We start from the raw sequence: 26756 nt of genomic DNA on the forward strand, positions 1-26756 counted from the left end.
GTTCAGGCGGCTTCGTTGCGAGCCCAGATCAGGAGCGCGCCGCGAACGCGTCGTCGAGGGTGGCCGCGAGCCGGCGCGCCGTGTCGTCCCAGCTCAGCGACCGCGCCTGGATCGGTCCGCGCTCCCGTAGCTCCGCGCAGCGTCGGGGGTCGGAGAGCAGCGCTTCGATCGCCGACGCGATGACGTCGGGTGTGGGCGCATCGAGGTAGAAGACCGCGTCACGGGCGAACTCGCGGTTCGCCGCGATGTCGGAGCAGAGGACGGGGACGCCCGCGGCCAGGGCCTCGAAGATGGTGTTGGGGCAGTCCTCGTGCACGGAGGGATGGACGAAGAGCCGGGCGCCGGCGTCGAGGGCGTACACGTCCTCGTGCGACACGTGACCCAGATGAGTCGCAAGGCCGGCGCGCGCGAGCGGCGCGAGGAGCTCGAGGCACTCCGCCTCGTACCCCGCGTCCTCCTGCCGTGCCTTCCCCGCCCAGACGAGACGCGGGAGGCCGGCCGTCCCGCGCTCGGAGAGGAGGCGGTACGCGAGGATCAGCTCGCGCGTGCAGCGATACGGCGTCGCTTGGCCGATCGTGAGCACGTACGGGCCCGAGCGCTGCAGCTCTTCGACGGCAGGACTCGGTCGGATCCGCGCAAACGCCGAAGGGTCGATGCCGTGGGGCACCACGGCGAATCGCGACGCGGGCTGACCCGTCTGAGCGACATAACGCGCCCGCGAGTGAAGGGACGCGCACACCGGCCGGAGCGCACGCTTCGCGTTGGCGAGATAGACATGCCTGAGGATGCGGATCCGGTTCCGGTCGGCCTTGCCGATCCGGCGCTCGGAGGGCTTCAGCAGGACGATGAGGTTGTCGAGGCGAACGACCGCCCGGCGCGCGAGGCGAAGATTCAGAAACGGACCGAACATCGCGAGGAGCATCGCCTGGCGATCCGCGCGCAGGAGGCGCGGAAGCTGCAGGAATTCCCATCGCAGCCGGGCGCCGCGCCCTTCGTTGTCCCAGACGTGCATCCAAGGCTCGTCGGTACGGCCGAAGGCGTCGCGGAAGACCTCCTGCGGCCCGTAGACTTCGAAGCGCCAGTCGGGCCGAAGGGCGCGCAGGCGCGGGAGGACATTGCGGATGTGGGCGTAGAGCCCGCCCGAGGTGACCGGCGCCGAGACGATGACGCGCCGCTCCGCCGGCATCACATCAGCTCGGCGGCCGCTCGCAGTCCGGTGTCGAGCGTCTGGGCGATGTTCGAGTACGCCCAGCAGCCGTAACGCCCCGCGACTCGAACTCCTCGCTCGGCGAGGTACCGGATCGCCGCCTCGGCTCCGTCGCGGTGCCCGTGCTTGAAGAGAACGTAGGCGTGAGGGATGACGAGCGATCCGGCGACGCGAACGTCGCCGTCGCCGGCCACGCCGAGCTCGCGACAGAGGGCCACGATCGTCTCTTCCTTCACCGGATCATCGCCCGCGCATTCGAGCAGGCACGCCTCCGCGCCCGGCGGCATGAGGTCGGGGGAGATGCTCGAGAGACGCGAGAGCCGGTAGAACGGGATCTCCGGGTCCGGGAAGTACGTCCACAGCCCGGGTAGTCCGTCTCCCGATCGGGCGATCGCCACGCGAATGTTGGTGACCGGCCTCGCGTGGAGCCTCACGCTCCAATCCGCGATCGAAGCGGGCAGCCCCTCCACGCACCGGAGGAGCGTCGGGAGAGGGAGCGTGCTGACCATGTCGCGGTAGTGAAAAATCTTTCCGCGCGCCGTCCACGCGGTCCGTGCGTCGAGGTCGACGCGGGTCACCCGTTCCCCGAGGAGGATCTCGCCGGTGCCGCGCTCGGCGAGGCGTTTGGGAACGACGTGAATGCCGTCCAGGCCCGTGGGGTACGTGCACTCCACGACCGCCCCGCCGGGGTGCGGTGCTCGTGCGCCCCTCAAGGCGGCCTCGCGGTTGTCCGCGGGAATGGTCCAGGTCATCGGCGCCGCCTCCAGCTCGGAGGGATCGACGCCGTAGAGCTTCCGGTTGTATGGCTCGAAGAAATGACGGTAGAAGCCCGGTCCGAACTGGTCGAGCAGCCACACCTCGAAGCTCCGCCGGTCGGGGGACGGAGCGTCCCGCCGTGCGGCCGGAAGCCCCGCGAGGCACTCCTCGCGGACCTCGTGCGGAAGCGCGTGGGAGTTGAATTGATAGGGGTAGTCGATGACGCGACCGCGCTGCCAGACCAGGTTCCTCTTCGGGAAGGCGCGGGCTTCATCGCCGATCAGCGATTCGAGGATGGTGCCCGCCATCGCGCTCCGCGACGGGAGCACGTGCAGCGTCGTGTCGAAGGTGAAATCCCCATGACGGAACATCCGTAGCAGGCCGCCGACCTCTTCGGCCGCCTCGAGGCAGACCACGTCTCTCCGTCCGGACAACGCGTACCTGCAGGCGAGCCCTGCGGCGCCGGCGCCCAGCACCAGGACATCCACGTCTGTCGCCGGCATTCAGCGCGACTCGTGGACCGCCGATCGATGATGAATCGCGAGAGTACGGCGCAGCCCTTCCGCGAGGGGAACCCGCGGCTCGTAACCGAACAGCTCCCGGGCTCTTCGGATGTCGGGAACGCGATGCCACCCGTCGTCGAACGGCCGGCTGTACATCTGGGCGCCGGTCTCGACGGGAAGGGGCTGCTCGATGAGGCCGAGCTCGATGGCGGCACGCTGGACCGCGTCCGCGATCTCGAGCACCGTGAGCGTCTCGGTCCCGCCGAGGTTGATCGTGGCATCGACCCGGCCCCGCTGCCCGGCCAGCCAGTCGATCGCCGCAGCGACGCCGTCGACAAGATCCTGGAAGTAGCAGAGGGTCCGCGTCTGCGTTCCGTCGCCGCTGACGCGCAGGGGCTCGTGGCGGAGGACCTGTCCCACGAACTGAGGCACGACCCGCTTCGGGTACGGCTGATCCATGTAGGGGCCGTAGCAGTTGAAGAACCGGATGTTCATCACCCGTGCCGCGCTCGTCGAGAACAGGAGCTCCTCGAGGGCCTTGACCTTCGCGTACGCCCAACGGTTCACCCCGGCGTGCTCGAACACCTGGAGGTCGTCCTCACGCATCTCGCGGTCGTACACACGCGAGTGCAGGCCGTACACGTCGGCGGACGATCCGAACACGGCGACATGCGTGTCGGTGAGGCGCTCGATGACGTTGAGCGTGCCCTGCAGATTGCGGACGGTCTCGACCGGCTGCCGGATCGTCTCTTCGACACCGACCACCGATGCGAAGTGCACCACGATTCGATGCGAGCCGAGGAGCGTCGACACCAGGCCGGCGTCGAGGGTGGACCCGTGTACGGCGCGGATGTTCGGATGGTCCAGCTCGGCGACGTCGAGCCTGCTGTTGGCGCAGGAAAGGTCGTCGAGCACGGTCACCGGCGTTCCCGCCGAGGCGAGCTTACGCGCGAGATGACGTCCGAGGTAGCCGGCCCCCCCCGTGATCAGGGCTCTCATGATCCCGGCTACATACCGCGATTTTGCGGCTGTGCCAACCCCCAATCCGAGGTCAAAGTTCTTTTGGGGCCGGCCCGGCGTCAGGCGACCGGCGGCTCCGATGACGGGCGCTTCCCGCGCTGCACGTCGATCAGCGCGCGGTAGATCGTGGAGCGCAGTGTGTACCGCTCGTTCGCGCGCGTGATGTACCGAACGGCCAGGCTCACGCCGGAGCCGGTGGGCCGCACGCTCGTCACCGGCTCCGCGCGGAACGATTCGGGGGCGGCGGTCGGGGCGACGCGGCGCCACTCGTCGGCGGCCTGGTCGGCGTTCTTCCGGGTCGCGCCGGCGACGATCTCCTTCACCTTGTCGGCCACGACGAAGGGATCGGCGTCCGCGGGCAGCGTGAGCTGGATCTCGTCCCACATCCACTGGCCCGACGTCGAGAAGTTGAAGTAGGTGCCTTCGACCGCGAATCCGTTCATGAAGGCGATCTTCCGGCCGGTGGGGTGTCCGGCGTCCGACCAGTTCCCCGTCTCGAGCAGGACGGTGCGCATGGGGCCGACCTCGAGGACTTCTCCGGAGACTCCGTTGATCTCGACCCAGTCCCCGGCGCGGATCCCGTTCCGGCCCATGAGCACGAACCATCCGATGAACGCGATGATGAAATCCTTGAGCGCGACGGTGAGCCCCGCCCCCGCGAGCGCCAACACGGCCGCGAACTGCGTGGGTGGGCCGAACACCACGAGCAGGATCACGAGCGCGCCGACGGCGCGGATCGCATAGCCCGCCACGGAGTGGAACGCCTGCGCCTGCTTGCGATCCTCGGCGCGCGCGGCGGCCCACGTCCTCACGCGGAGATCCGCCGCGGCGGTCACCATGCCGATGATCAGGATCCACAGGAGGCAGAAGAGGAGCCCGTGCACCGCGATGCGCTGCTTCTCCTGCACGACCGCCGACCATCGCTTGTACGTATCGGCGAGCTGCGTCTCGTTCTCGATGCGATTGTCGACGACGATCGAGCTCTTGCGGTCCGCGGCGCGCTTCTTGAGTGACGACATCTTCTGATCGGCGGCGGGCGAGGGAGCCTCCGAGGTCGGCGCCTCGCTTTTCTCGTGGCTCGCCGTCAGCTCGGCCGCGCGGGCCCGCGGGGCCGCTTCGGCGTTTCTCAATTCAACGCCCTTGCCGTAGAGCGAGTACCAGGCCCGCGCCAGCGCGACGACGTTCTGCGAGGCCCCCGTCTCGACCGAGCTCTGCACACCGGTCGGGACCAGTGTCTGGAGCCCGCCGCTCTGTTGCTCTCGGGCTTCGTACCGATCCTTCATCCGCTGGATGATTCCCTGCGGGTCACCGCCGGCGCGCGTGAGGTCGTGGTGCGCATCGTCGACGTCGTCCTGGTCGAGATCGGCCTGAGCTTCCGCGAGCTGGAGCTGCTGCTCGAGCGCATCGGTCGAGCTCGCTTTGTGCGCCTCGATTGCCTTCTTGAGCCGCGCGATCTCGGCCTGACTCGCGTCGAGCTGCGCCTCGGCGCTCTTCAGCCGCTTGGCGATCTCCTGGGCTTCCGCGGAGAGCGCGGGAGGATGCGTGTTGGCTTCTCTGAGAGCGCTCGCGAAGGCGAGGTCGACCTCGCTGTCGGCGATCCGGATGACCTCGCGCGCGGTCCACTGCTCCTCGGGCGACACGGCGCGCGCGGCGAGCTGTCGAGCCGTATCGAACTGATCCTGCGCCGTCTTGATCAGCTTGTCGAAAGGCTGGTTGCGATACGCACTCTGCGACCGGGGCGCTTCGATCGGCCGGCTCGTCAAGACGAGCCCCGCGATGGTCGCGACCAGAACCCCGACGAGAGCGACGGAGAGGATGCGGTAGCGGCGGTTCATCGTGCCTCGATTCTCGAGGCGATTCTATGACGATCCCGCCCGCTCTACGGACAGCTCGTGCTCACGTCCGGCGTCCCGTTGCTCTGCGCGCCCCACGCGCCGTGGCCGCACGCATTGGTGCCGCGGACCAGGTACCAGAAGCCGGCGCCCACCCCGGGGTCGGTTGCGTCGCTGAACGAGTTCGACGGGACGCCGGACGCCAGGCAGGACTCGTCGCCTCCGCCGGGACCGACGGGCAGACCGGTGAAGAGACCACGCAAGACGTCCGAGGACGCCGCGGACTGCGGGATGTTCCAGGAGATCGAAGCGGCGCCGCCCGACTTGTCGACGCGAAGCCCGGCGTCGACCTCGGCCGGCGCGTTACCGCCGGGCAGGATGCCCGCGTAGTTCGACGGGCCGGAGGGCGACCACGGCACGGTGCCCGAGCCGCCGGCGACCGTCACCTCGCTGAAGGTGTCCGCGCCGTCGGCGTCGACGCCCTGCACGATCACGTAACCGGGTGCGCCGGTGCCGGCGTGGAACACGCCGGTGGTGACGTTGATCGTCGAGCAGCCCGTGAAGGAGGCGCTACAGGAGGTGTCATAGGGGATGTACCAGCGCATCGGGGGCACGCCGCCGGCCACGGTGTAATTGATCGTGGCGCCCGCGGCCACGCTCGCCGTGGGCGGAGAAACGCACATGGGTACGGGGCCAAACGTGATGTGCTGCGGCGAGGAGAATGAGGGCAGGTGGTTGGCGTCGCCGTTGTACATCGCGAATACGTCGACCGCCTGATTCGGCTGCACCATCCCCGGCGGGATCGCGGTGCTCAGCGTGGTGGACCCGGTGGTGGGCGTGCCGTTCGAGATCGCGACGTCGCCGAGGTTCCACGACAGGTCGAGCACGCCGTTCTGCAGGTAGGACCGAAAGACGAAGGACACGTTCCCCGCGAGCGCGTGGGCGTTGACCCCGTTGACGTTGACGGTCGCCGTGAGAGTGACGCTGCCGCCCTCCACGGTCGAGGTCGGAGCGGCACCGATCAAAGTCGCGGTCGGAGTCTGCGTGGCCCAGGCGCTCACGAGGCTCGTGGCGTTGACGGATCCGAGGCCGCTCGCGCAGTCGTAACCGGAGACCGCCGCGTAACCGGTTTTCGCGTTGGTTCCCGGGCAGCCCGGGTCGGAGAGGCGGCAGGTGACCTCGTTGTTGCCGGTGGTGATGTCGTGGAAGGTCGACGGCGCCGAAGCGTACGTGCCGTAGAGGAGAGGGTTGATGTTCCCGAGGCGTCCGCCCGTGGCCTGGTTGGCGAGAGCCACGACACCGGCGAACGCGGGCGCGGACGCCGAGGTGCCTCCAACGGCAAGGACCATGGGGTTGGCGCCGGTGTTCGTGCAGTCGCTGCCGCCTGCGTCAAGGGTGCACTCGACGAAGGTGCCGTACTGGGTGCCGCCCCCGCCGGCGGTGAAGGAGACGTCGGGGACTTCTCGCTGATTGGCGGGGTTCACGGGTGTCGGCAGGCCCCCGACGGGCGTGCACGCGGCGACTCCGCTCTGGTACAGCGGCCGACTGTAGATCTGGCTGACCCCGCCCCCGCTCGCCGCCACGGAGCCCGTGTAGGCGTTGCTGGCTTCGTTCCAGACCGCCTCGGTGCCCACTGAGGTCACGTTGCCGCTCGTGAACGTCAACCCGCCGGGGATGGCGTAGCCCGTGCCGCCCACCGCCGTGACCTGCGGGAGGGATGCCGGCATGTTCACCCACAGGCCGCCCGTTCCCCCGCAATCGGCCGCGCCGCTGTCTCCCGACGCCGCGAGGTGAGTGATGCCTTCGAGCGCGGCGGCGGCACCGTACACCTCGAGCACGTCGGCGTCCGCGGGGGCTGCGCCTTGCTCGCACCCTCCCCAGCTATCGCTGAGGACGCCACCGTAGTTCTGCTCGATCGCGTAGAAGATCGCGTCGTTCACGTTCTGATCGTTCGCACCGGTGTAGACGTAGTTGATGGTGGCCGCCGGCGCGATCGCGCCCGCCCACTCGGTGTCGAGCACGGCCTCGAGTCCCCCGCCGTTGTCTCCCTGAGCCGCGCCGGTGTTCGGCACGACCGTCTTGGTGATGTTGTTGACCGCGAGACCGTACCTCGCGCGGAACTGGGTCAGGTCGTTTTGCGCAATGTCGGTGATGCCGACGACGGCGATGGTCACACCGGTGCCCGTGATCTTGGTCCCACCGATGCCGGGGTTGTAGAGCGGGCCGACGTTGTAAATGGTCGCCCAGTCCGGGGGAGCGATGCCGTTGCCGCTGCAGTAAGGATCCCCGGCCGGGCATGTCGCGTCGGGTTGCGGGACCCGGCGGATTTGGGGCTTGGCGTGGCGGGGGTAGAAGTCGTGCGTGTTCGTGACGCCGAGCACACGGTCCGCGATCTCGGCGGGAACCGACGGGGGGCGGGCCATCGCGAAGTGCCGCTCGCCGCCCACGTCGTACACGTGCATCTCGGTCCGGAACGCCACCTCGACCTGAGCGACGGTGCCTGTGAACCTGACGCGCGCGCCCAGCGCCGGCGTCTCGTGCACCGTGAATCCTTGTGAGGCCAGCCACGAGGTGGCGCGGGAGACCGTCTCCGCACCTGCGCCGAAGCGCGCCGCGTACTCTTCGGGCGTGAGCCAACGGTGGTAGCTCGGGGAGCCCGGCCGCTGGATCTCCGTGAGGAGCGCGTCGCGGTCCGCCTGCTGCGCCGCCGTGAGCTTGAAGACCAGGGACATGTTGTTGAGCACCTTGGCGCCGTCGAGCCGGCCCGCGTCGAATTCTGGCAAGGCCAGCGGATGCGTGGCGCGCTCCAGCTTCACGTAGCGGGGAGCGCTCGCCGCAGAAGCGGCCACGGCGGCCACGAGCGCAAGTCCGGCCAGGAAGACCTTGGACAGGGAAGCATGGGGCGCGGAGCTCGATTTCATGGTGTCCTCGACGTCGTGGTGGGCGAGGGCCGCGCAAGCGTGAACACACGAACGGCAGGAGAGTCGTCGCGCACGGGTGCCCCCAACAAGGAGCCTATCTATACGAGCAATCGCCGTCGGTCATGAGGGCGTCGTGGCGCGTGTTCGGTTGCCGTTCAGCAGACGAAAGCAAGGACGTTCGTCTAGCGCTCGGCGTCCTCGACCCTCGACCCCGCGACGACGTCGAGTCGGTCTCCCTCGTCGAAACGGACCCAGCACTTGGTGCCGCCGTCGTAGTCGGGCGCTCTTAAGAGGAGCGTGGCGGGCTCGCCCAGTGCCCGGCAGCGAGTCTCGCGCTTCGCATCGGTGCCTCGCCAGAGGCGAATGAAAGGGTTCTGCTCCCATTCCGCGCCGATCGTGGTGGGATCGGTGTGGCCGGGGTGGACCGGCATCTCGCGCCGGAGCCGCATCAGAACATCCATGATGGAATGCCGCAGCTCGTCAAAGGTGCCGTGCCCGGGAGCGCGTGTCCCGCCGACGCTGCCGCGGAAGAGCGTGTCGCCGGTGAACACGCGCTCGTCGTTGACGAGGTAGGCGAGCTGTCCCACCGTGTGGCCTGGAACGTGGAGCGCGCGGACGTGCAGGTCGCCCGTCACGATCTCATCGCCGTCGGCGAGCTCGACGTCGAGTCCATCGAAGAGCTTGCGCTCCTTGGCGTGTCCACAGACGGGGCAGCCGAACCGTGCCTTGTAGTCGGCGTTGTGGACGACGTGGTCGGCGTGGTGGTGCGTGCACAAGACGTGGCTCACGGTCAACCGGTGCTCCGCGATCTTCGCGAAGATCGGCTCGGGAGGTCCGCCGGTGTCGATGAGCACGGCGTGGCCGCCCGGCTTGTCGGCGACCAGGTAGGTGTTCGACAGCCAGCCGGCGTGCATCGTCCGCGCGACGATCACGTCAGGGGCAGCTCCCCGAGTCGTCGCGCGTGCTCATGCCGCACTGTCCCGAGGGCGAGGTTCCGCCGCGCTCGCCCGATGTCGCGGTGCCCCAGCTCCCCTCGGTCGCCGTGCCGTCGTCGGCGGCGACGACGAACCAGAGGCTGCCGCCGGGAACCGCGGTCCAGGTATACGAGCCGGACGTGCCGACACCGCACACCGACCCGGATACCGTCGAGGACGCGACGCTCGCGAGGTCGCCGTAAAGGATGTGATAGCCGGTCGACACGCACGTCGCCACGTCCCACGTCACGCCGATGCGCGTGCCGTCGGGAGCGCTCCGGGTCGCGTGCATCGCGGCACCGAACGTGCCGTCGGGGACCGGCTTCACCGAGGTCGCTCCGCCCGGGCACACCGTCTGGTTGCAGCCGGCGACGGTGACGTAGGTGATCTGGACGTTGTCGACCTGCCACCACCCGTCGCTCTTCGCCTGCCAGTAGTGGAAACGGACCTGGACGTTCGTCGCGCCCGCCGCCTGGGCGGTGATGTCGATCGCGGTGTGCGCGGGGTTCGCGCTGGATGCGCCGTGCTGGTGGAGCACGTTGACCCACCCGCTCGTCCTCGACGACTGGACGTCGACGTCGGCGATCTCGTCGAGCCCGCCGGTCAGCCAGTGGAAGTTCTCGTCGAAGACGAGGCTGACGGTGGCCGTGGTCGAGAGGTTCATCGCCGGCGTGATGAGCTGCTCGTCCTGGTTGGCGCCGCCGCCGGCGGCGTCGCTGTCGATGATCGGCGTCGGCGTCGCCATCGGAGTCACGATGGGGCGAGCGCCGGGATTTGTGGTCGTCCACGTGGCGGCGGCGCCGCCGCCCTTCCCGCCGTTGACGACCGTCCACGCGGCCGGAATGCCGCTCGCGAAGTTCTCGTTCAACGCCGTCCCGCTGCCGGGTGCGACCGGCTGGCCGACGATCTGGTTGAACGTGCTGCTCCACGATCCCTGGTCGCTGGCGACGTCGATCCGGAACGCGATCGTCGAGCCGCACACGAGACCCGTCGACAGCTTCGCCGTGAAGTCGGGCGCGTTCGAATCCGAGTTCGCCCCGAGGGCGATCGACGGGTAGCTCGCCGTCGGATCGGGCATCGCGACGCCCGAGGTCAGCGGAACCACCGTCGCCGTCACGCCGGTCAAGGCGGTCGTGCCGTCGTTCACGAGGTTGACCTTGAAGTTGACCGTCTCGCCGGCTTCCCAGAGGCCGTTTCCCGGAGCGCCGCCGCTCGTGCAGGTGTCGCCGACGAGCGTGTGCGCGTTGTACGCGGCATGCGGGCCGCAGGCCGCAGCCGGGAAGGTGAAGTTCAGCGAGACCGCGACGATGTTGCCGACGTCCTGGGCCGCGGAGTCGACGACGAAGAACTTCCACGTGCCGGCGGCGTTCTTGCCGTTGAAGACCGACAGCGGCTGGTCGGGCCGGAACGATCCCGTGAACGGAGACGCTCCCGAGGAGACCGGCGTCGCCGCGGAGTCGTCGAAGACGGTGTTCGTGTAGTTGTCGCCGGAGCCGCCGTGATTCCCGGACAGGAGGACGTCGGTGTTGTCGGGACCGATGACGTGCAGCGCGATGTCGCCGTCGTACGTGTGCGTCAGGCTCCCGACCGTCACGTTCAGGTCGACGATCTGCTTGCTGTCGGGGACGAAGATCGTCGCCGTCGCGCCGACGGGGTTGTTGTCGGGGATCGGAACCGGCGGTCCGGTGTAGGGATAGGTCGGCTGGACGTTCTTCACCGTCGCGAAGGAGTAATACGTGCCGCCGTTGTCGTCGGTCGCCGAGTTTCCGACGCTGTCGGCCGATTGCACGGAGTAGACGTACGAGGTGCACTCGGCGAGGCCGGTGAGGTCGACGGTGTGGGCGGACACGAGGCTCGCGCTCGCCGCCGTCGCTCCGGGGGGAGCGGTCGGCCCGTAATGGACGGTGCTGTTCGAACTCTCGTTCGTGCTCCACGTGATCCGCGCCCCGTTCCCGGTCACGTTCGTCGACTGGACGTTCGTGATGGCGGGAGCGGCGCAATCGACCCCGGCGGTCGCCGTCCGGGTGAGGTTGTGCCCGCCCTGGCCGTCGTCGGCATCGATGTAGGTCGCGGTGATCGTGTTCCCGTCGGCGACGGAGAGGAGGCCGTCGGCCCCCGCGGGGGCGCTCGTCGCCTGGATCGTCCCGACGTAGTTCGCCGAGCCGGCGACCTGGGTCAGCGTGACCGTCTCGCCGAGGGGCTCGGCGTTCGACGTGAGCTTGGCGGTGGTCGTCGTCGATCCGATGTTGGCGTCGGTCACCGTGACGGTGACGAGGCCCGAGCAGTTGTACGCGCTGGCGTCGAGCTTCACCGCGCCGGCGAACGGCTGCGGCGTCGCGCTCGAGCAGTTCGACAGCACGCCGTCGCAGTTGGCGTTCGCTCCGATCGCCTGCACGTGGTAGTACTCGGCGAATCCGTTGGCGAGCCCGGAGTCGGTGTAGGTCGTCGTCGGGGCGGTCACGGTCGCGACGATCGTCGAGCCGGCGTCGCAGCCGGCGTCGTTGCGGAGAACGAGATAGGTCGCTGCGTTCGCGACCGGCGTCCACGAGAGGCCGGCCGAGGACGACCCTGCGGTGGTCGTCAGCGCGGGCGCCAGGATCGACGGGCAGCTCGAAGAGCTCTGGTTCGAGGCGTCGCTCGCGTTGCCGCACGCGATGTTGTGCCGGTTGAACGCCGCGAAGATCGCCGCGGCGTGCGGCGTGCCGTTCGCGAGGTTGCCGTCGTCGTCATCCTGGACGCGGACTTTCGAGAACCAGCTCGTCGAGGCGCACCCATCGGAATTGGGGAGGGCGCAGTTGTACGCATTGCCCCCCGAGCCGTCGCGCGACTTGTACCAGAGCTTGTCGGCGAGCTGCCACGACGACGGGAGATCCATCCCGGCGGCGGGCAGATCGCGCGTCGCGAGGTCCCACATCGTCTCGGCGCTGACGTAGCTCTCGCAGTGCGGCTCCTTGCCGCAGGGGCCGCCTCCGCCTCCGCAATCGTTTGTGAGAAATCCTTGCGGGGTCGCCGGTGTGTGGCTGGCGTGCTGGTCCCAGTCCTGGTCGCGGATGCCGGTGCAGTTGAGGCAGGCGTCGCCGTAGCCGGAGCAGTTCGTCGGCGGACTGGAGTAGAACCCGCGCCCGACGCAGGAGACGTGCGTCGACATGAGGGCGGTGATGTCGGCGTACGCCTCGCTCGGATTGTCCGCGCCGCCGCCGTCGTTATAGTCGAGGCCGTGCCCCCACTCGTGGAGGAACACGCCGGCGATCTCGCCCGTGTTCGCGCAGCCGCCGCCCGACTTGAAGAAGTTCACCGTGCCCGCGCTCGGCGACCAGTAAGCGTTGCAAGTCTGGTTCAGGTTGACGTTGTCGGTGAGCTGCTGGGTCAGCCAGACGTTGTTCGGAAGCCAGGCGCGGCCGTGCTCTTGGATGCGGTTGATGTGGTAGAACGAGCTGCGGGCCGCGTGCGTGTCGCCCGCGCTCGCGCCGGCGGGCACGGTGCAGTCGGTGCCCGCGCTGACGCCGACGTCCAGGTCCGCATCGCACGCGATCGACTGCGAGATCGGGCCGCAGGTGTCGACGACGTTCACGTACCGGCCCGAGAGGTTCGTCGTGGCGGTCGATCCGCCCGGTGAACAGGTGAAGAACCCCATGTCGGTCGCGAAGCTGGTCGAGGCGCCGATCGTGATGTCGGCGAACGGCATCGGATAGGCCGGCTTCTCGATCCCGTCCGGCGCGTTGCCGTCGTTCGACACCGGGAAGACGCCGCCCTTGACCTGGGCGTATTCGTTGACGTCGAAGAAGGCGACGATGGTGCCGTCGCGTGCGTCGACGAGGCCGACCCACTCGCCCGGCTCGTTCGCGATCTCGAGGGCGACGCGCCAGATCAGGCGGGACTGGTAGCCGGCGCCGACCGTTCCGGTGTACGGACCGGGAACCGCACCGGCGCCTTCGCCGACGCGGACGGGGAGCATCTGGAGTGCGCCGCCTTCGAGTAACTTGACGGTGTCATGGGGCGTGATCCCCATGTAGGCCTGCAGGCGATCGCGCGCCGCCGCGGCATCGATGTCGGGAACCGGGGCGCTCGTGAGCTTCGTCCAGCGCGGAGCGCCGAACTGCACCAGGTTGCCGTTGTTGATCGCGAAGAGGTAGCGGTCGCCGAGAACGGGCACGCCGGACACGTAGCGGTCGAAGACGACCTGCCACGAGCTCGGCCCGGATTTCCCGGACGCCGCCCGGTTCAGCACCAGCTCGGAGTCGTTCGCCATGAGCAGCGCGCGGTTCGACGATGCGAACTGCCGCATGAGAGCCTCGAGCGCGTCGAGGCTGGTGGGGGCGCCGGCCGGCAGCGCATTGCCCGCACCCGCGATCATCGGCATCCCTTGCCCTTCGACGAGCATCGGCGCCCCGGACCGCCGGTCGAGCCACACCTGCCACTCCCGGCCGTGCGCCGCGCGGAAGGCGTTCCACCTCACGCGCAGGGCGTCCTGCGTGCCGAGCGAGTCGACCGGCGCCGTCGCGACGCCGGAGACGGTGCTCGGGTCGGGGATGACGAGCGCGTCGAAACGACCGCCCGGCTTCTTGGCCTGGAATGCGAGCGCCGCCGTGACGGCGATCAAGGTAAGAGCGCTAGCAAGGATTCGCGTCGATCGCCGAAGATGCATCGGAGCCCCCCGATTGGACAAATCGGCGTGAATATACCGGCACTTTCGTGCCGGTGGAACAAGTCTTCGGGGCCACGAGCCCGCGACGACGCCGGGGCGGCCGCCCGATCGAGCCTCCATTTCTTTCAGCGGACGCATACGAATCGGTGATCGCGCTTTCATCTTCGCTACGTCCCGACGTCCCGTTTCGCGACACTCGACAACCCCCCGGGCGCTCCTTAGGTTTTGACCCGACGAGGTCGTACCTCGGGGAGTACAAGATGAAGCCACGTCACGCCGGACTTCCGCTCGCCATTCTCACGCTCGCCGCCACGTTCGCCGTCCTCGCGGACGAGCCCGACGTTCAGGTCGCACGGGTCAGCTATACCGGCGGCGACGTCTCCTATCAGCGCGGAGACAGCGACGGCTGGAACGCGCTCGGCGTCAACACGCCGATCGTCACCGGCGATTCCGTCTACACCGCCGACGACGGGCGCGCCGAGGTGTATCTCGGAAACGGCAACGTCCTGCGCATGGATACCGGCACGCAGGTCGATCTCGTCAGCAACACGCGCGATCTCGCGCAGCTCGGGTTGCGCAGCGGCTATCTCAGCCTGCGCGCGCGCGGGGGGTCCGAGAACGGCGGCCTCGAGATCGATACGCCGAACGGCGCGGCGACGGTGGAGGGCCCCGGGATCTATCGCGTCGAGATGACGAAGGACACGGCGCGCTACTCCGTCGTGAAGGGACGCCTCTCGGTCGCGCTCGCCGGGCAGCAGCTCGACGTGGACGCGGGGGAGACCCTCACGATCGAGGGAAGCGACCAGCCGAAGTATTCGTTCGGTCCGATCGCCCCGCAGTCCGCGTTCGATTCGTGGGCGCACGATCGTGACAATCGCGCGGATCGGGCGGCGAGCGCCCGCTACGTCCACCGCGACGTCGTCGGCGCGGAAGATCTCGACGGCAACGGAACGTGGCGTGAATCGTCCGAGTACGGTCGGGTGTGGGTCCCGTCGGGCGTCTCCGCCGGGTGGGCGCCGTATCAAGCGGGAAGCTGGACGTGGCAGGACCCGTATGGCTGGACGTGGGTGTCGAGCGAGCCGTGGGGATGGGCGCCGTACCACTACGGCCGCTGGGTCTCGATCCAGGGCACGTGGGGCTGGGTGCCGCCGCCTCCGGCCGGCGCGCCCTGCCCGGCCGTCGTCGCCGATCTGCGCCCGGTCTACGCGCCGGCGCTCGTCGCCTTCGTCGGCGGCAGGAACTGGAGCGTCGGCGTCTCGATCGGCGGCGCCCCGTCGATTGGCTGGGTGCCGCTCGCTCCCGCGGAGCGCTACTACTACCCGTGGCAGCCCGCGCCGCACGTGACCAACAACTACACCTACACCAACATCACGGTGAACAACGCCGTGACGGTCGTCAATACGACGAACTTTTCGGGCGGCCCGGTCCGGCCGATCCACGTTCCTCCGGGGCAGCTCAAGCACGCGCCTCCGATGGGGTGCGTCGCGACCGAGATCGTCCCGACGCACGACAGCATCACCCCGTTCCATCAGCGCGACCCGCACTCGCGCTACGTCCCGCAGCACGACGTCGACCGGCCGCTCATCGTCCGAAACGCGCCGCCTCCCAGGCCCGTGCCGTTCCGCGAGAAGGTCGTCGAGATCCAGAAGACCGGCCGCCCGTTCGACGCGCACGACCGCGGGCAGCACAACGGCTGGAGCGACCGCGGCGACAAGAACGACCGCATGACGACGGTCTCGGCGCTCGCGCCCCAAGGCCGCCGCTCGCTGACGCCGCGGGAGGGCGCGCCCGCCAAGGCGCCCAAGGCCATCGACCGTGCGGCCGTGCCGCCGCGTCAGACGGCGGACCCTTACGCGAACGAGCACGCCAATCAGAGCGCGCACACCGCGCCGCCTTACGCGAACGAGCACGCCGCTCAGAACGCACGCACGGAGCCGACGCACGGATCGCGGGACCATCGTCCGAGCGACGCCGATCGTCCGGAGCACGCCGAGGTCTCCGCCGTACCGCCGTCGAGCGACCGCAACGGGCACGGCTCGTGGAAGGACGATCACCACACGGCGCCTCCCGCGCAAGGGAACCGCGCGCATGCGCCGGCGTCCGAGCCGGCGGTGGCGATGACGCCGGTGGGCGACTCCGAGCGCCACGGACAACCGGCGGAGTCGATGCACGACTCGCACGCCTCGGCGTCGCAGTCGCACGCGCCGGCCCCTGAAGCGCCGCCTTCCGCGCAAGAGAATCACTCTGCGCCGCAGCACAACGGTGCGAAGCAGGAACCGCCGAAGGCGAAGGACCAGAAGGGCGCAGAGAAGGACAAGAACGGGAAGGGCAAAGAGAAAGAGAAGCACGACGGGCAGTCGTGAGCATCAACACGAGTGATGAGTGAGTCGAAGGCCCCGCAAGGGGCCTTCGTAGTTTTCACCGCAAGGCATTCGACGAGCCTCAGATTCAATCACCGCGTGGATCGTCACGCGGCACGACGGTGACCACACCCATCATCGGCGTCCCGTAGTTGCCCGTCGTCGGATCTTGGATCCCGCCCATCGGCCCGGGCGCGGTCGGTTGATGCTCGTCGTCCAGCATGGAGTGGAACCGGCAGTAGTAGTTCCACACGCCCGTTTTCGTGAACTTCAGCTTGAACGTGCCGGGGCTCCCGTTATTGTTGTCGGTCCCCGGGACGAGCATGTCCACGTTCTTGTCGCCCGTCGTGTTGAACACGTCGTTGCTGACGACGGTGTGATCGTCGGTGTCGGCATTGATCCACTCGACGGTGTCGCCCACATGGATTGTGATCGAAAACGGCTTGAACCGGTCCTCCCCGGGTACGATGACCTGCTGGTGCGTCTTCGAGTGAGCCGCCGCGGGAAGCGCGCCCGCGATCAGCGCTCCGAACGCAAGGAGAACCGCCATCGTCAACCGGGCAGTGTGATTCCGTGTCATCTCAACCTCCGTGTCTGGCCGTGCATCTCAACGTTGCGGCCGGATTCAATGAGCGTACGCGCACGGCGAGAAACCGGAGTGGGTCGAGCGGAACACTTTCGGAACTCTCGAAGGGGCGTCCCCGGATGAAGGGCGGGGAGCGCGTAGCGCCTCTGCGCCGCCTCAACCAGGAGCGAGGATAATCGCCGCTCGAACTCGGAGGTCACCTGCATGGAAACCAAGGCCGCAACGGACGCCATCCGCTTCCACCGTCCGCACTTGCATCTCAGCAGCCCGTTCGGCACCGGTGGGTTCGGGCGGAGCGCCGAGGCGTTCGCCCGCTTCTTTGGCACTCCGACGTTCCTGGTCGGGCAGACGTTGATCGTCGCGACATGGATCGCCTTGAACGTGCTGGGATACGCCCACTTCGACGCGTATCCGTTCATCCTGCTCAACCTTGCGTTCAGCCTTCAGGCGGCTTATGCCGCCCCTCTCATCCTGCTGGCGCAGACGCGTCAGGCCGACCGTGACAAGGCGCATGCCGAGGCCGATGCGGAGCACCGTGAAGAGTTGGCCCGCGCGACCGCCGAACGGCAGGAGATCGCGGCGCGACAAGCCGACGCGCTGCGCGAGCTGCTCGAGGCGAACACGCGACTGACCGAACAGGTGCAACAGCTGGCCGCTCGCACCGATACGCTGACACGCGAGCTCCACCAGAAGCTCGTCGGGTCGCGTTGATCACGCCTTTCAGTGTGCGAGCCACGTCACCGCGAGGACACCCGTTCCGATGACGCCGGCGATCAACGAGACCCACCAGACGGGCTTCTGACGGCTGAGCGCCGCGACCGCGCCGAGCGCGATCCCGATCTGGAGGAGGACGACCGACGCGGCGAAGCGATGGTGCCGGTGAAGCAGATGCTCCGACGCCTCGATGCGCTCGTCGCGGCGGTGCTCGAGCTCCTGCGCCTCGCGCTGCAGCTCGGCTTGCTCCTCGGTATAGCGGCGTTGCTTCTCGGCGTACTCCGGGGGCGGCTCCTTGCCGATCGACAGCCACGACGTGCGGGAGGCTTCCTGCACGGCAGCCTTGATCCCCTTGGCCTGGTAGTAGGCCCACTTGTCGGAGGCCTCGGCCTGGAGGCGGCCCGCGTCGCTCCGAAGGAAGAGCGCCTCGTTGACCGACGATCCCGACTCGAGCGCGGCGACCGCCGCGACGACCGCGAGCATCGCCGTCGTGAGCGCGATCGTCTTCAGGAACCTCCCGCCCTCGTGCTCGAGCTCCTCGTGGACGGCCTCGCGGAGCTTCTCCATCTCGATCTCGGATTCTTCGGGCATCGAATGCTCTCCTGGCGCGGCGGCGCCGGAGCATCATATCGGTCGTGGCGCCGGCGTCACCCTGACTAGGCGACCAGCTCCGGCGGCACGCCCTCCGCTCGCATCCGGAAGAAGTCGTCGAGCTCGCGGTCGCCTTCGACCGCGACATACACGAAGCGGGCCCCGCGCTTCCGGCCGAGATGGGACTGCTCGGCGATGGCCACCAGGAGGTCGACCTGCGCCTCCTGAGCGAGCCGCGCGCGCTCTTCGGTGGAGGTGGAGTGGGGGTACGTGACGACGGCGTGGATGGCGTAGCGCGACCGGTCCAGGAATCTTCCCTCAACGCGGACGGCGTATCCCGAGTGAAGGCAGCAGATCATCGGGAGGTCCTCCCGAACCAAATTCGTTGACGGACGCGACCGTGTCGTGACAGCCGTGAACGAAATCTGTGCCAAGGCCTCGACAACGCAGGATGGGCCGTTGGGCGAGTATCGACGACGAACCGGCGGAAGCCGGCGCGCATTTTCGCCGCGCAATTTCTTTCCTGGTGGTAACGAAGACACACTCGAATCGCGCGGCGTTCGACGCTGATGCACTTGAACGCGGCACCGAAGTCGCTGGCGGAGAAGTTGCAAATGACACGCGTCGAGGGCGCGCGACGTCTAGAGCCCCCTCGACGATTTCACTGACAGCACGAGCCGGCGACGTTCGGCGTGCAATCGTCGATGACGCCGTTGCAGTCGTCGTCGACTCCGTTGCATCCGCCCGCCGCCTCGGCGGTCGGGCAGAGCGCGGGGTTCGTCGCGCACGTCGGCGCGTTGCACACCTCGCCGCGCTGGTCGGCCGCGCATGTGTAGACGCCCGACGCGAAGCAATGTGTGGCCGTCACGGCGCCGTTGCTACAGGCACGCGCGGCGTGCGCGTTGGAGCAGCCTGGTCCCGACACGGCGACGTCGGGGAAGTTCTCGTCGCATTGTCCGTTGCAGTTGTCGTCGATACCGTTGCAGAGCTCGTTGCTCGAGACCACGGAGGCTTGCACGACGTCGTTGAGCGCGGCGTCGATGTCGGCGCGGCTGTTCGCCAGGCGCGCGGTGCCGGTGCCGCCGGCCTTGGCGATGGCGTCGAGCCCGGGGACAGGCCCAGCGCCGAATCCCAGGCCGATCACGTAGACCTTGTTGGCGTGCTTGGCGCCGCTCACCGTGGCGGCGACGAAGCTGCCTGCGGCCGCGACGGGGCCGTTGACGGTGTCGGTCTCGCAGTTGTCGAGCCCGTCGACGATCTCGACGAGCACGTACGGCCGACAGAGGATCTGGGGGTCTTGATTTCCATTCTTGATGGCGTTGTACCAGGCGGTGGCGCTGCGTGCGGCGCCGGCGACCGGTCCGGCCCCGCTCGCTCGTAGCTCGGGGTTCGTTCCGGCCGACCCGCCGGGAAGGCCTTCGACCCCGTCGAGCCAGGGAAGGACTTGAGTGGTGGGGGTCGGCGACGTCGGGTCGACGAGAATCACGCCTCCCGGGTTCTGGCAGGAGGCGTTGTAGACGCATCGGTTGGCGCTGCACGCGTAACCCGCCGGGCAGTCCGAAGGTCCCGTGCACGCGCACGAGGCCGCGGGGCCGCCGGCGATGAGCGCGCACTGCCCGGAGAAACCGGCGGCGCAGTCGGCGTCGGCATAACACACCTGCGGGGTCGCGCAGGCCGTGTTCCCCGCCGCGACGGTGGTCCCGCAGTCCCCGTTGTACGTCGCGGCGGTGTCGTTGTGCACGTCACACGCGATGTCGTAGGCGGGTGCGTCATAGCAGAGGTTGTTGTCCTGCTTGCAGGAGCCGCCGATGCAGAAGCTGTAGAGAGGGCAGGTCGCATCGGACGTGCACGCCGCGCCTGCCGGTCCTGTCGTGTTGACCACGGGACAGGTCGTGCCGGAATATCGCTCGAGACCCCATTGCACGTCGCTCGCAGCGGTGAGCGAGTCGCTGAGCGCGGCCTTCATGGCGTACATCCGGCTGTTGATGCCGTCGTAGGAGGAGGGTGTCATCGACGTCGTTGGACATGCGCCGGTGAGCTTGTATCCGGGGTAGAGGGCGAATCCGGGACCGTTCGGTGGAATTGCGGTGATCTGGCGGGTCATGATCGCGTCGGAGAAGACGGTCGACCCGTCACCGCCGGACAGGACGCCGTCGGCCATGCGCCGGGTCATCGACCCCGACGTGTCGGCGAGGACGAGGATCCTCGGCTTGAAGCCCGTCGTGCACTGGGCCGTCGCCGGTCGCGGTGCTGCCAGGAGCCCCAAGGCCAGAGCCGCGGCGACGCGGAGGACGTGAGCTCGTTTCATCGTGAGGACTCCCCGCAGCTCGCTCATGGCGCGTTGTCCGAGCAGCAACGGAACCCGACATCGGGGCTCGAGAAAGTTGCCAGCCCCCATCGAACGTCGGTCTCGCACGTCGTGCCCGCGTTTCCCGAGCCGTACGATCCGCCGCGCAGCCGGTAATAGGTGGTGCCGTTGTAGGTGACCGTCGAGGAGGTCCACTCTCCGAGGTTGCCGCTGAGGTCGTGGAGCTTTCCGGCGGCGCCCCAGTCCGTGTAACAGAAGTTGGTGGGGGAGCTACCGTTGGATCCGGTCGGCCAGACCTGGCAGCCCGCACGGTTCCAGTCGTTGCAGACCCCGGATACATAGGTCGCCGGCGTCACGGATTCGGACCACTTGGAAGCGGCGGGACCTGTCGGACCCTCGCACGCGGACTGCCATTCGGCGGCGGTGCAAAGGCGCATGGGTTGATTGGCGCTGTCCCGGATCGCGGCGCAGGCCGCCGCTGCTTGCGTCTCGCTGACGGCGGACCAAGGCAGGACGCCGGGTTTCGAGCAGGCGCGCGCCGTGCTCGCTCCCGTACTGCCCGCGGTCGCATCGGGATGGCTGGCTTCGTACTGGTAGACATAGACCGTCAGAGGGGTCGTCACGGCGACCATCGGGTCTTTGTAACCGACACACGCATGCGGCCCGCCGTTATTGCAGATGAGGCCTGGAGGAGGCGTGCGCTCGTCGACCACACCGTCGCAGTCGTTGTCGAGGCCGTCGCAGAGCTCGTCGACAGCCGCGGCGGGGTTCGGCGTCGCGTTGCAGCCCGCCGTCGTAGGCGAGGTGCAGACGACGGTGCCTTGCGTCCGGCACACGCCGTTGCCGGCGCCGCACGCTTGTCCGAGGCCGGAGAATCCGTCGAGGTCGACGACCCCGTTGCAGTTGCCGTCCAGGCCGTCGCAGCGGTGCTCCTGAGGCAGGAGGTTGCCGTTACCGTCGACCTCGACGTTGGGGACGGCCGAGTAGTTGCACGACAACGTCGTCCGGTCCTTGCAGTACACGGGGATCGTTTGGCCCGCGCATACGCCCTGGCTGGAGCAGCTCGGCGTCGCGCAGGCGCCGTTGCACGCCGCTTGGCCGTACGGGCAGGTCGGGGTCGTTGCGCAGATGCCGGCGGTGCAGATCCCGCTGCAGCAGTCGGGGCCCGTGCCGCAGGAGGAGCCGGCGGCGGCACAGCACGCGTCCTGGCAAGTGCCGCCGAAGCAGCGGCCGCTGCAGCACGAGTCGTCGTCGGTGCAGGCGGACCCGGTCGACGCACAGGTGCCGCAGCTTCCGCTCGAGTTCAAGAGGCGGGGGCCCGCGGTGGCGTTTCCCACGGTCCCTTCGCCGCTCGCATTCACGGCGTCGACGAGGTACCAGAAGAGGGAGCAGGGCGGGGGCGTGTCCGTGAGGGCGGGGCCGGTCGTGGGCGTCGCGGGGGTCAAGGAAAGGCACGAGTCGTTGGTGACGTTGAGGAGGCCGGGCATCGTCGAGATGCGGCCCGAGTAGACCTTGTAGTTCGTCGCGCCCGCAGCGGCGTCCCACTGAAGGCAAGCCTTCGAGCCTGAGCACCACATGAGGTTCGTGACCTCCGGCGGAGCCTGCGCTGCAGCGCGCCCGAAAGCCGCAATGACGATGAACGTCCAGAAGACCAGCCGCCGGTGTCCCATGCGCCTCCCCCCACTCGTCGAGGCTCTCGGACTACATACAACCGAGCGGAAGACACCGTTCGGCGGCCGTTCAGGAACCATCACGGTGCCATTTGGCAACATTTTACGAAAAAGCCATTGCAATCGATCCCGGCGGCGCGCATGACTACGGGCAACTATTTTCAGTCGAGCGATTCGACTGCGCGCAGGAGATCCGAACATGCCCAAGCGAGCTGCGTCGAAGACCCTGGTTCCCGGAAGCCAGCGCCTGCCCGTCGCTGGAGCGAAGAAGGTCGGCAAGGTGGCGCCCGATGAAACCGTCGAGGTGACGGTTCGCCTGCGACGTGCGCGGGCGCTCGATCTCGAGAAGGTGATCGGCAGACGGGCGGCGCGGCCGATGACGCGGGAAGCGCTGGCGTCTGAGTTCGGCGCGAGCCGGAGCGACGCGGCGGTCGTCAAGGGCTTCGCCCGTGATCACGGTCTCTCCGTCGGCGAGGTCGATCTCGGACGCCGCTCGATGACCCTGCGCGGCTCGGCCGACGCCATGCAGAAGGCGTTCAGCGTGAAGCTGACGGCGTATCGCACTCCCGACCGCGTCCGCTATCGGCAGCGCCAGGGCGGCGTGAAGGTTCCGCGGAAGGTCGAGGCGGTCATCGATGGCGTGTTCGGTCTCGACGATCGCCCGCAAGCGCGCCCGCACTTCCGCGTGCGCGCGGCTCAGGGAAGGTTCAAGCGGCGAGCGGCGGGCGTCGCGTTCACGCCGCCGCAGCTCGCCACGCTCTACGGCTTCCCGAAGTCCCAAGGAACGGGGCAGCACATCGCGCTCATCGAGCTGGGAGGCGGCTTCGATCCCGCCGAGATGAAGAAGTACTTCAAGGGTCTCGGTCTCAAGACCCAGCCGAAGCTCAACGCCGTCTCGGTCGACGGCGCGCACAACGCGCCCGACGGCAACCCGAACAGCGACGACGGCGAGGTCGTTCTCGACATCCAGGTCGCCGGTGGGGTCGCGCCGGGCGCGACCGTCGACGTCTACTTCGCCCCCAACACCGATCGCGGCTTCCTCGATGCGGTGACCACCGCGATCCACAACCCGGCGACCACGGTCGTCTCGATCTCGTGGGGCGGACCGGAGGAATCGTGGACGGCGCAGATGCGCAACGCGTTCGACGACGCGTTCCAGGAAGCCGCCGTGCTCGGCATCCCCGTCTTCGTCGCCTCGGGCGACGACGGATCGAACGACGGGGTAGGTGACGGCAAGAACCACGTGGACTTTCCCTCGTCGTCCCCCCACGCGATCGCCTGCGGCGGCACGAGGCTGACCACGAAGGACGAGACGGTCTGGGGGCCGCCGTCCTCGGGCGGCTCGACCGGCGGTGGGTTCTCCCGATACTTCACGCGGCCGGCGTGGCAGGGCGGCGTCGTCTCGGGCGGAGGCAAGAAGCGCGGCGTCCCGGACGTGGCGGCGGACGCGGATCCCGCGACCGGATACAAGGTCCTCGTGGACGGGTCGTCCACGGTCTTCGGCGGGACAAGCGCCGTCGCGCCGCTGTGGGCGGGGCTCGTCGCGGTCTGCAACGCGAAGGCGGGAAAGCGGCCCGGGTTCCTGTTGCCGTCGCTCTACGGCGCGCCGAAGGCGTTCCGCGATATCACCGTCGGCTCGAACGGATCGTTTAACGCGAAGGCCGGCTGGGATGCGTGCACGGGGCTCGGCTCGCCGGTCGGCGCCAAGGTGCTGAGCGCGGGGTGGTAGCTCTCCGCAGCGCAACGCGGTCTCACGCCGGTGAGACCGCGTTGCGGCACGAGCTCAGTCTTTCGGCTGCTTCACGATGCGCAGATACGGCCGCGGCGCGTGCCAACCGTCGGGATACTTGGTCTTGGCGTCGGCGTCGGACACCGATCCCGCGATGACGACGTCGTCGCCGTGCTTCCAGTTCACGGGGGTCGCGACCTTGTGCTTCGCCGTGAGCTGCATCGAGTCGAGGACCCGGAGCACCTCGTCGAAGTTGCGCCCGGTGGTCATGGGGTAGCTGAGCGTCAACTTGATCTTCTTGTCGGGTCCGATGACGAAGACCGTGCGAACCGCCTGGTTATCCGCCGCCGTGCGGCCCTCGCAGGTCTCGCCGACGTCGGCGGGCAGCATGCCGTAGGTCTTCGCGACCTTGAGCTGCGGGTCGCCGATCATCGGGAACTGCACCTTGTGGCCCTGGGTCTCCTCGATGTCGACGGCCCACTTCTCGTGGCTCGCCACCGGGTCGACCGAAAGGCCGATGATCTTGCAGTTGCGCTTCGTGAACTCCGGCTGCAGGCCGGCCATGTAGCCCAGCTCGGTCGTGCAGATCGGCGTGAAGTCCTTTGGATGCGAGAACAAGATGCCCCAACCGCTCCCGAGCCATTCGTGGAAGTCGATCGGGCCCTGGGACGTGTCGGCTTTGAAGTTCGGGGCGTCGTCGTTGATGCGCAGCATGTCACTTTCTCCCTTGAGTATCCCGGCAGTTTAGCGCAGGTCTCGAAAATCCGGTGTATACCCCTCCGTCACGGAGGGCCGCATGGGAACACGTACCGCCGCGATCGACGCCTACATCGCCAAGGCGCCCGCGTTCGCGCAACCGATCCTGGAGAAGATCCGCGAGGCCTTCCACGCCGGCTGCCCCGACGTCGAAGAGAAGGTGAAGTGGGGACACGCCAGCTTCGAGTACAAGGGGATGCTGGGCGGAATGGCCGCCTTCAAGCGGCACGTCGCCTTCGGCTTCTGGAAGGCGCGGCTCATGGAGGACTTCGACAAGATCTTCCAGCGGGGCAAGGCCAGCTTCATGCAGGGCGGCCGCGCCGAGACGCCCGCCGACCTACCCGCGAAGAAGGTGCTCGTCGCCTATGTGAAGGAAGCGAAGCGCCTCAACGACGAAGGGATCAAAGAGCCCGTGCGCGCGAAGCCGAAGCGGCCGGTGAAGGTCCAGGTGCCGCCCGAGCTGACGGCACTCCTCAAGAAGAGCGCGAAGGCGCGCACGACGTTCGACGGGTTCTCTCCCAGCCACAGAAAGGAATACGTCGAGTGGATCATCGAGGCGAAGCGCGACGAGACGCGCGAGAAGCGTCTCGCGACGACGATCCAGTGGCTCGAGGAGGGCAAGCACCGCATGTGGAAGTACGAGCGGAAAGCTTGAGACCGTTCGCCGCGATCCTGTTCGCGACGATCCTCTTCGTCTCGTGCGGCCGCCGTGATTCCGGCGGAACGATCGTCGTCGGGCAGTACGGCTCGCTCTCCGGCTCGGAGGCGACGTTCGGGCAGGCGACGCTGCGCGGGATCCAGCTCGCGGCGCAGGAGGCGAATGCCGCCGGCGGCATCAAGGGGAAGACGATCGAGATCAAGAGCTACGACGACCGCGGGACCGCGCAAGAAGCGGGGACGGCGGTCACGCGGCTGATCACGAACGACAAGGCCGTGGCACTCCTCGGAGAGAACACCTCGTCGATCTCGATCGCCGCCGGCCGCGTCGCGCAGCAGTACGGCGTGCCGATGATCTCGCCGTCGTCGACCAACCCGGCGGTGACGGAGATCGGCGACAAGATCTTCCGCGTCTGCTTCCTGGACTCGTTTCAGGGCTGGGTCGATGCGAAGTTCGCGCGCGAGCAGCTCCACGCGAACACCGCCGCGATCCTCTACGACCAGGCGCAGGCGTACTCGAAGGGGCTCGCCGACTACTTCAAGGCGGCGTTCACGCGGATGGGCGGGACGATCGCCACCGAGCAGGCGTACACCGGCGGGGACCAGGACTACTCGGCGCAGCTCACCACGATCCGCGACGTGCGTCCCGACGTGATCTTCGTCCCCGGCTACTACACCGACGGCGGGAATGTCGCGATCCAGGCACGCAAGCTCGGTATCACCTCGGCGCTCCTGGGCGGCGACGGCTGGGACTCACCGCAATTCGCCGCGATCGGCGGCGCCGCGGTCGAGGGGAGCTATTTCTCGACACACTACGCCTACCAGGAGAGCCGCGCCGACATCCGGTCGTTCGTCTCGTCCTACGAGGCGGCGTACAAGCTGAAGCCCGACAGCCTCGCCGCGCTTGGGTACGACGCGGCGCGCCTGCTCTTCGACGCGATGCGGCGCGCGCCCTCGTGGGACGGTGCGGCGCTCGCCAAGGCGATCGCGGAGACGAAGGACTTCGCGGGCGTCACCGGCACGATCTCGATCGACGCCGAGCGGAACCCGAAGAAATCCGCGGTCGTCGTCCAGATGAAGGGTGGCGTCGGCGTCGCGGTGACGACGATCGATCCGGAGTAGATCAGGCCTTCTTCGCCTTCTCGATCTTCGTCACTGCGATCCCGGCGTCGGTCTTCTCGCCGGTGAGCTTCACGGTCTCACCCGCGTGGGCCTTCAGGTCGGCGAAGTCCTGGTTCGAGATGTCGATGACCTTGCCTTCGCTCACGAACACGTACTTGGCGCCCTTGTCGATGCACGCCTTCACACAGTCGGCGTCGGACATCTTGGCGCCTTCGTGCTCGCTCCCCGACATGTGCTTGGCTCCGCAATCGCTGTCGCTGATCTTGCCGACCCACGTTTGCGGAGCGGCGAGGGCGGGGGAGGCGGCGACGAGGACGAGGACGAGAAGCCCGGAAAGGTAACGCATGGTCTTCCTCCTTAGGTCGAAGCTCTAAGGTTCGTCTCGGCCCCACGAGACTAAACCGC

The 26756-nt window shown here is 68.3% G+C and carries 19 protein-coding genes; 5 read left to right on the forward strand and 14 right to left on the reverse strand.

Going from position 1 to position 26756, the window contains the following annotated elements; genetic code table 11:
• Positions 1–28: 28 nt before the first annotated feature.
• The 7 genes from VFV19_14035 to VFV19_14065 form a co-directional block, all read right to left on the reverse strand.
• Positions 29–1186, reverse strand: coding sequence for a glycosyltransferase family 1 protein (locus VFV19_14035; protein HEX4825419.1), 1158 nt, complete (start codon positions 1184–1186; stop codon positions 29–31).
• Complete coding sequence (locus VFV19_14040) at positions 1186–2466, reverse strand: FAD-dependent oxidoreductase (GenBank protein HEX4825420.1); 1281 nt, start codon at positions 2464–2466, stop codon at positions 1186–1188. Before VFV19_14040 ends, VFV19_14035 begins: the two co-directional genes overlap by 1 nt.
• Positions 2467–3465, reverse strand: a complete 999-nt coding sequence (locus VFV19_14045; protein HEX4825421.1) for an NAD-dependent epimerase/dehydratase family protein — start codon at positions 3463–3465, stop codon at positions 2467–2469. It lies immediately after the preceding gene.
• A gap of 80 nt (positions 3466–3545) precedes the next feature.
• Positions 3546–5321: a mechanosensitive ion channel domain-containing protein gene (locus VFV19_14050; protein HEX4825422.1), complete on the reverse strand. Its 1776-nt coding sequence runs from the start codon at positions 5319–5321 to the stop codon at positions 3546–3548.
• 44 nt (positions 5322–5365) lie between these two features.
• Entirely contained in the window at positions 5366–8239 is a 2874-nt protein-coding gene (locus tag VFV19_14055; protein HEX4825423.1) for a S53 family peptidase, read from the reverse strand.
• Between the two features lie 182 nt (positions 8240–8421).
• Positions 8422–9171 carry an MBL fold metallo-hydrolase gene (locus tag VFV19_14060; GenBank protein HEX4825424.1) on the reverse strand — a complete coding sequence of 250 codons (750 nt, stop codon included), beginning with the start codon at positions 9169–9171 and terminating at the stop codon, positions 8422–8424.
• 1 nt (position 9172) lies between these two features.
• Complete coding sequence (locus VFV19_14065) at positions 9173–13813, reverse strand: choice-of-anchor J domain-containing protein (protein HEX4825425.1); 4641 nt, start codon at positions 13811–13813, stop codon at positions 9173–9175.
• Positions 13814–14118: 305 nt separating this feature from the next.
• Between VFV19_14065 and VFV19_14070 the strand changes: the two genes are divergently transcribed.
• The gene (locus VFV19_14070) at positions 14119–16221 is read left to right on the forward strand and encodes a DUF6600 domain-containing protein (protein ID HEX4825426.1); all 2103 of its coding nucleotides are present in this window, start codon (positions 14119–14121) and stop codon (positions 16219–16221) included.
• Positions 16222–16306: 85 nt separating this feature from the next.
• Here the strand turns inward: VFV19_14070 and VFV19_14075 are convergent, their stop codons facing one another.
• The gene (locus tag VFV19_14075; protein HEX4825427.1) at positions 16307–16768 is read right to left on the reverse strand and encodes a plastocyanin/azurin family copper-binding protein; all 462 of its coding nucleotides are present in this window, start codon (positions 16766–16768) and stop codon (positions 16307–16309) included.
• A 240-nt stretch (positions 16769–17008) separates the two neighbouring features.
• Here VFV19_14075 and VFV19_14080 point away from each other — a divergent pair, with 240 nt between their 5' ends.
• Entirely contained in the window at positions 17009–17515 is a 507-nt protein-coding gene (locus VFV19_14080) for a DUF1003 domain-containing protein (GenBank protein HEX4825428.1), read from the forward strand.
• A gap of 9 nt (positions 17516–17524) precedes the next feature.
• Here VFV19_14080 and VFV19_14085 read toward each other — a convergent pair whose 3' ends face one another.
• The 4 genes from VFV19_14085 to VFV19_14100 form a co-directional block, all read right to left on the reverse strand.
• A complete protein-coding gene (locus tag VFV19_14085) occupies positions 17525–18109 on the reverse strand; it encodes a DUF4337 domain-containing protein (GenBank protein HEX4825429.1) in 585 nt (194 codons plus the stop codon).
• A gap of 65 nt (positions 18110–18174) precedes the next feature.
• Positions 18175–18468, reverse strand: a complete 294-nt coding sequence (locus VFV19_14090) for a hypothetical protein (protein HEX4825430.1) — start codon at positions 18466–18468, stop codon at positions 18175–18177.
• A gap of 302 nt (positions 18469–18770) precedes the next feature.
• Entirely contained in the window at positions 18771–20417 is a 1647-nt protein-coding gene (locus VFV19_14095; protein ID HEX4825431.1) for a hypothetical protein, read from the reverse strand.
• Positions 20418–20440: 23 nt separating this feature from the next.
• Positions 20441–22087 (reverse strand): SUMF1/EgtB/PvdO family nonheme iron enzyme, encoded by a 1647-nt coding sequence (locus VFV19_14100; GenBank protein HEX4825432.1) that lies wholly within the window; start codon positions 22085–22087, stop codon positions 20441–20443.
• Positions 22088–22286: 199 nt separating this feature from the next.
• Between VFV19_14100 and VFV19_14105 the strand changes: the two genes are divergently transcribed.
• The gene (locus VFV19_14105) at positions 22287–23816 is read left to right on the forward strand and encodes a S53 family peptidase (GenBank protein HEX4825433.1); all 1530 of its coding nucleotides are present in this window, start codon (positions 22287–22289) and stop codon (positions 23814–23816) included.
• A 54-nt stretch (positions 23817–23870) separates the two neighbouring features.
• Here the strand turns inward: VFV19_14105 and VFV19_14110 are convergent, their stop codons facing one another.
• A complete protein-coding gene (locus tag VFV19_14110; GenBank protein HEX4825434.1) occupies positions 23871–24530 on the reverse strand; it encodes a peroxiredoxin in 660 nt (219 codons plus the stop codon).
• Positions 24531–24612: 82 nt separating this feature from the next.
• Here VFV19_14110 and VFV19_14115 point away from each other — a divergent pair, with 82 nt between their 5' ends.
• Together VFV19_14115 and VFV19_14120 are read left to right on the forward strand one after the other, a co-directional pair.
• Complete coding sequence (locus VFV19_14115) at positions 24613–25227, forward strand: YdeI/OmpD-associated family protein (GenBank protein HEX4825435.1); 615 nt, start codon at positions 24613–24615, stop codon at positions 25225–25227.
• Positions 25224–26351, forward strand: a complete 1128-nt coding sequence (locus VFV19_14120; protein HEX4825436.1) for an ABC transporter substrate-binding protein — start codon at positions 25224–25226, stop codon at positions 26349–26351. Before VFV19_14115 ends, VFV19_14120 begins: the two co-directional genes overlap by 4 nt.
• 1 nt (position 26352) lies before the next feature.
• Here the strand turns inward: VFV19_14120 and VFV19_14125 are convergent, their stop codons facing one another.
• The gene (locus VFV19_14125; GenBank protein ID HEX4825437.1) at positions 26353–26697 is read right to left on the reverse strand and encodes a hypothetical protein; all 345 of its coding nucleotides are present in this window, start codon (positions 26695–26697) and stop codon (positions 26353–26355) included.
• Between the last annotated feature and the right edge of the window lie 59 nt (positions 26698–26756).

The organism is Candidatus Polarisedimenticolaceae bacterium, assembly GCA_036275915.1.
Taxonomy (GTDB): domain Bacteria; phylum Acidobacteriota; class Polarisedimenticolia; order Polarisedimenticolales; family DASRJG01; genus DASRJG01.

Coding starts and splice junctions, on each gene's coding strand:
- VFV19_14125 (HEX4825437.1), bottom strand. CDS start 26,697: ATGCGTTACCTTTCCGGGCTTCTCGTCCTCGTCCTCGTCGCCGCCTCC.
- VFV19_14055 (HEX4825423.1), bottom strand. CDS start 8,239: ATGAAATCGAGCTCCGCGCCCCATGCTTCCCTGTCCAAGGTCTTCCTG.
- VFV19_14110 (HEX4825434.1), bottom strand. CDS start 24,530: ATGCTGCGCATCAACGACGACGCCCCGAACTTCAAAGCCGACACGTCC.
- VFV19_14105 (HEX4825433.1), top strand. CDS start 22,287: ATGCCCAAGCGAGCTGCGTCGAAGACCCTGGTTCCCGGAAGCCAGCGC.
- VFV19_14040 (HEX4825420.1), bottom strand. CDS start 2,466: ATGCCGGCGACAGACGTGGATGTCCTGGTGCTGGGCGCCGGCGCCGCA.
- VFV19_14090 (HEX4825430.1), bottom strand. CDS start 18,468: ATGATCTGCTGCCTTCACTCGGGATACGCCGTCCGCGTTGAGGGAAGA.
- VFV19_14075 (HEX4825427.1), bottom strand. CDS start 16,768: ATGGCGGTTCTCCTTGCGTTCGGAGCGCTGATCGCGGGCGCGCTTCCC.
- VFV19_14070 (HEX4825426.1), top strand. CDS start 14,119: ATGAAGCCACGTCACGCCGGACTTCCGCTCGCCATTCTCACGCTCGCC.
- VFV19_14100 (HEX4825432.1), bottom strand. CDS start 22,087: ATGGGACACCGGCGGCTGGTCTTCTGGACGTTCATCGTCATTGCGGCT.
- VFV19_14050 (HEX4825422.1), bottom strand. CDS start 5,321: ATGAACCGCCGCTACCGCATCCTCTCCGTCGCTCTCGTCGGGGTTCTG.
- VFV19_14045 (HEX4825421.1), bottom strand. CDS start 3,465: ATGAGAGCCCTGATCACGGGGGGGGCCGGCTACCTCGGACGTCATCTC.
- VFV19_14115 (HEX4825435.1), top strand. CDS start 24,613: ATGGGAACACGTACCGCCGCGATCGACGCCTACATCGCCAAGGCGCCC.
- VFV19_14095 (HEX4825431.1), bottom strand. CDS start 20,417: ATGAAACGAGCTCACGTCCTCCGCGTCGCCGCGGCTCTGGCCTTGGGG.
- VFV19_14085 (HEX4825429.1), bottom strand. CDS start 18,109: ATGCCCGAAGAATCCGAGATCGAGATGGAGAAGCTCCGCGAGGCCGTC.
- VFV19_14080 (HEX4825428.1), top strand. CDS start 17,009: ATGGAAACCAAGGCCGCAACGGACGCCATCCGCTTCCACCGTCCGCAC.
- VFV19_14035 (HEX4825419.1), bottom strand. CDS start 1,186: ATGCCGGCGGAGCGGCGCGTCATCGTCTCGGCGCCGGTCACCTCGGGC.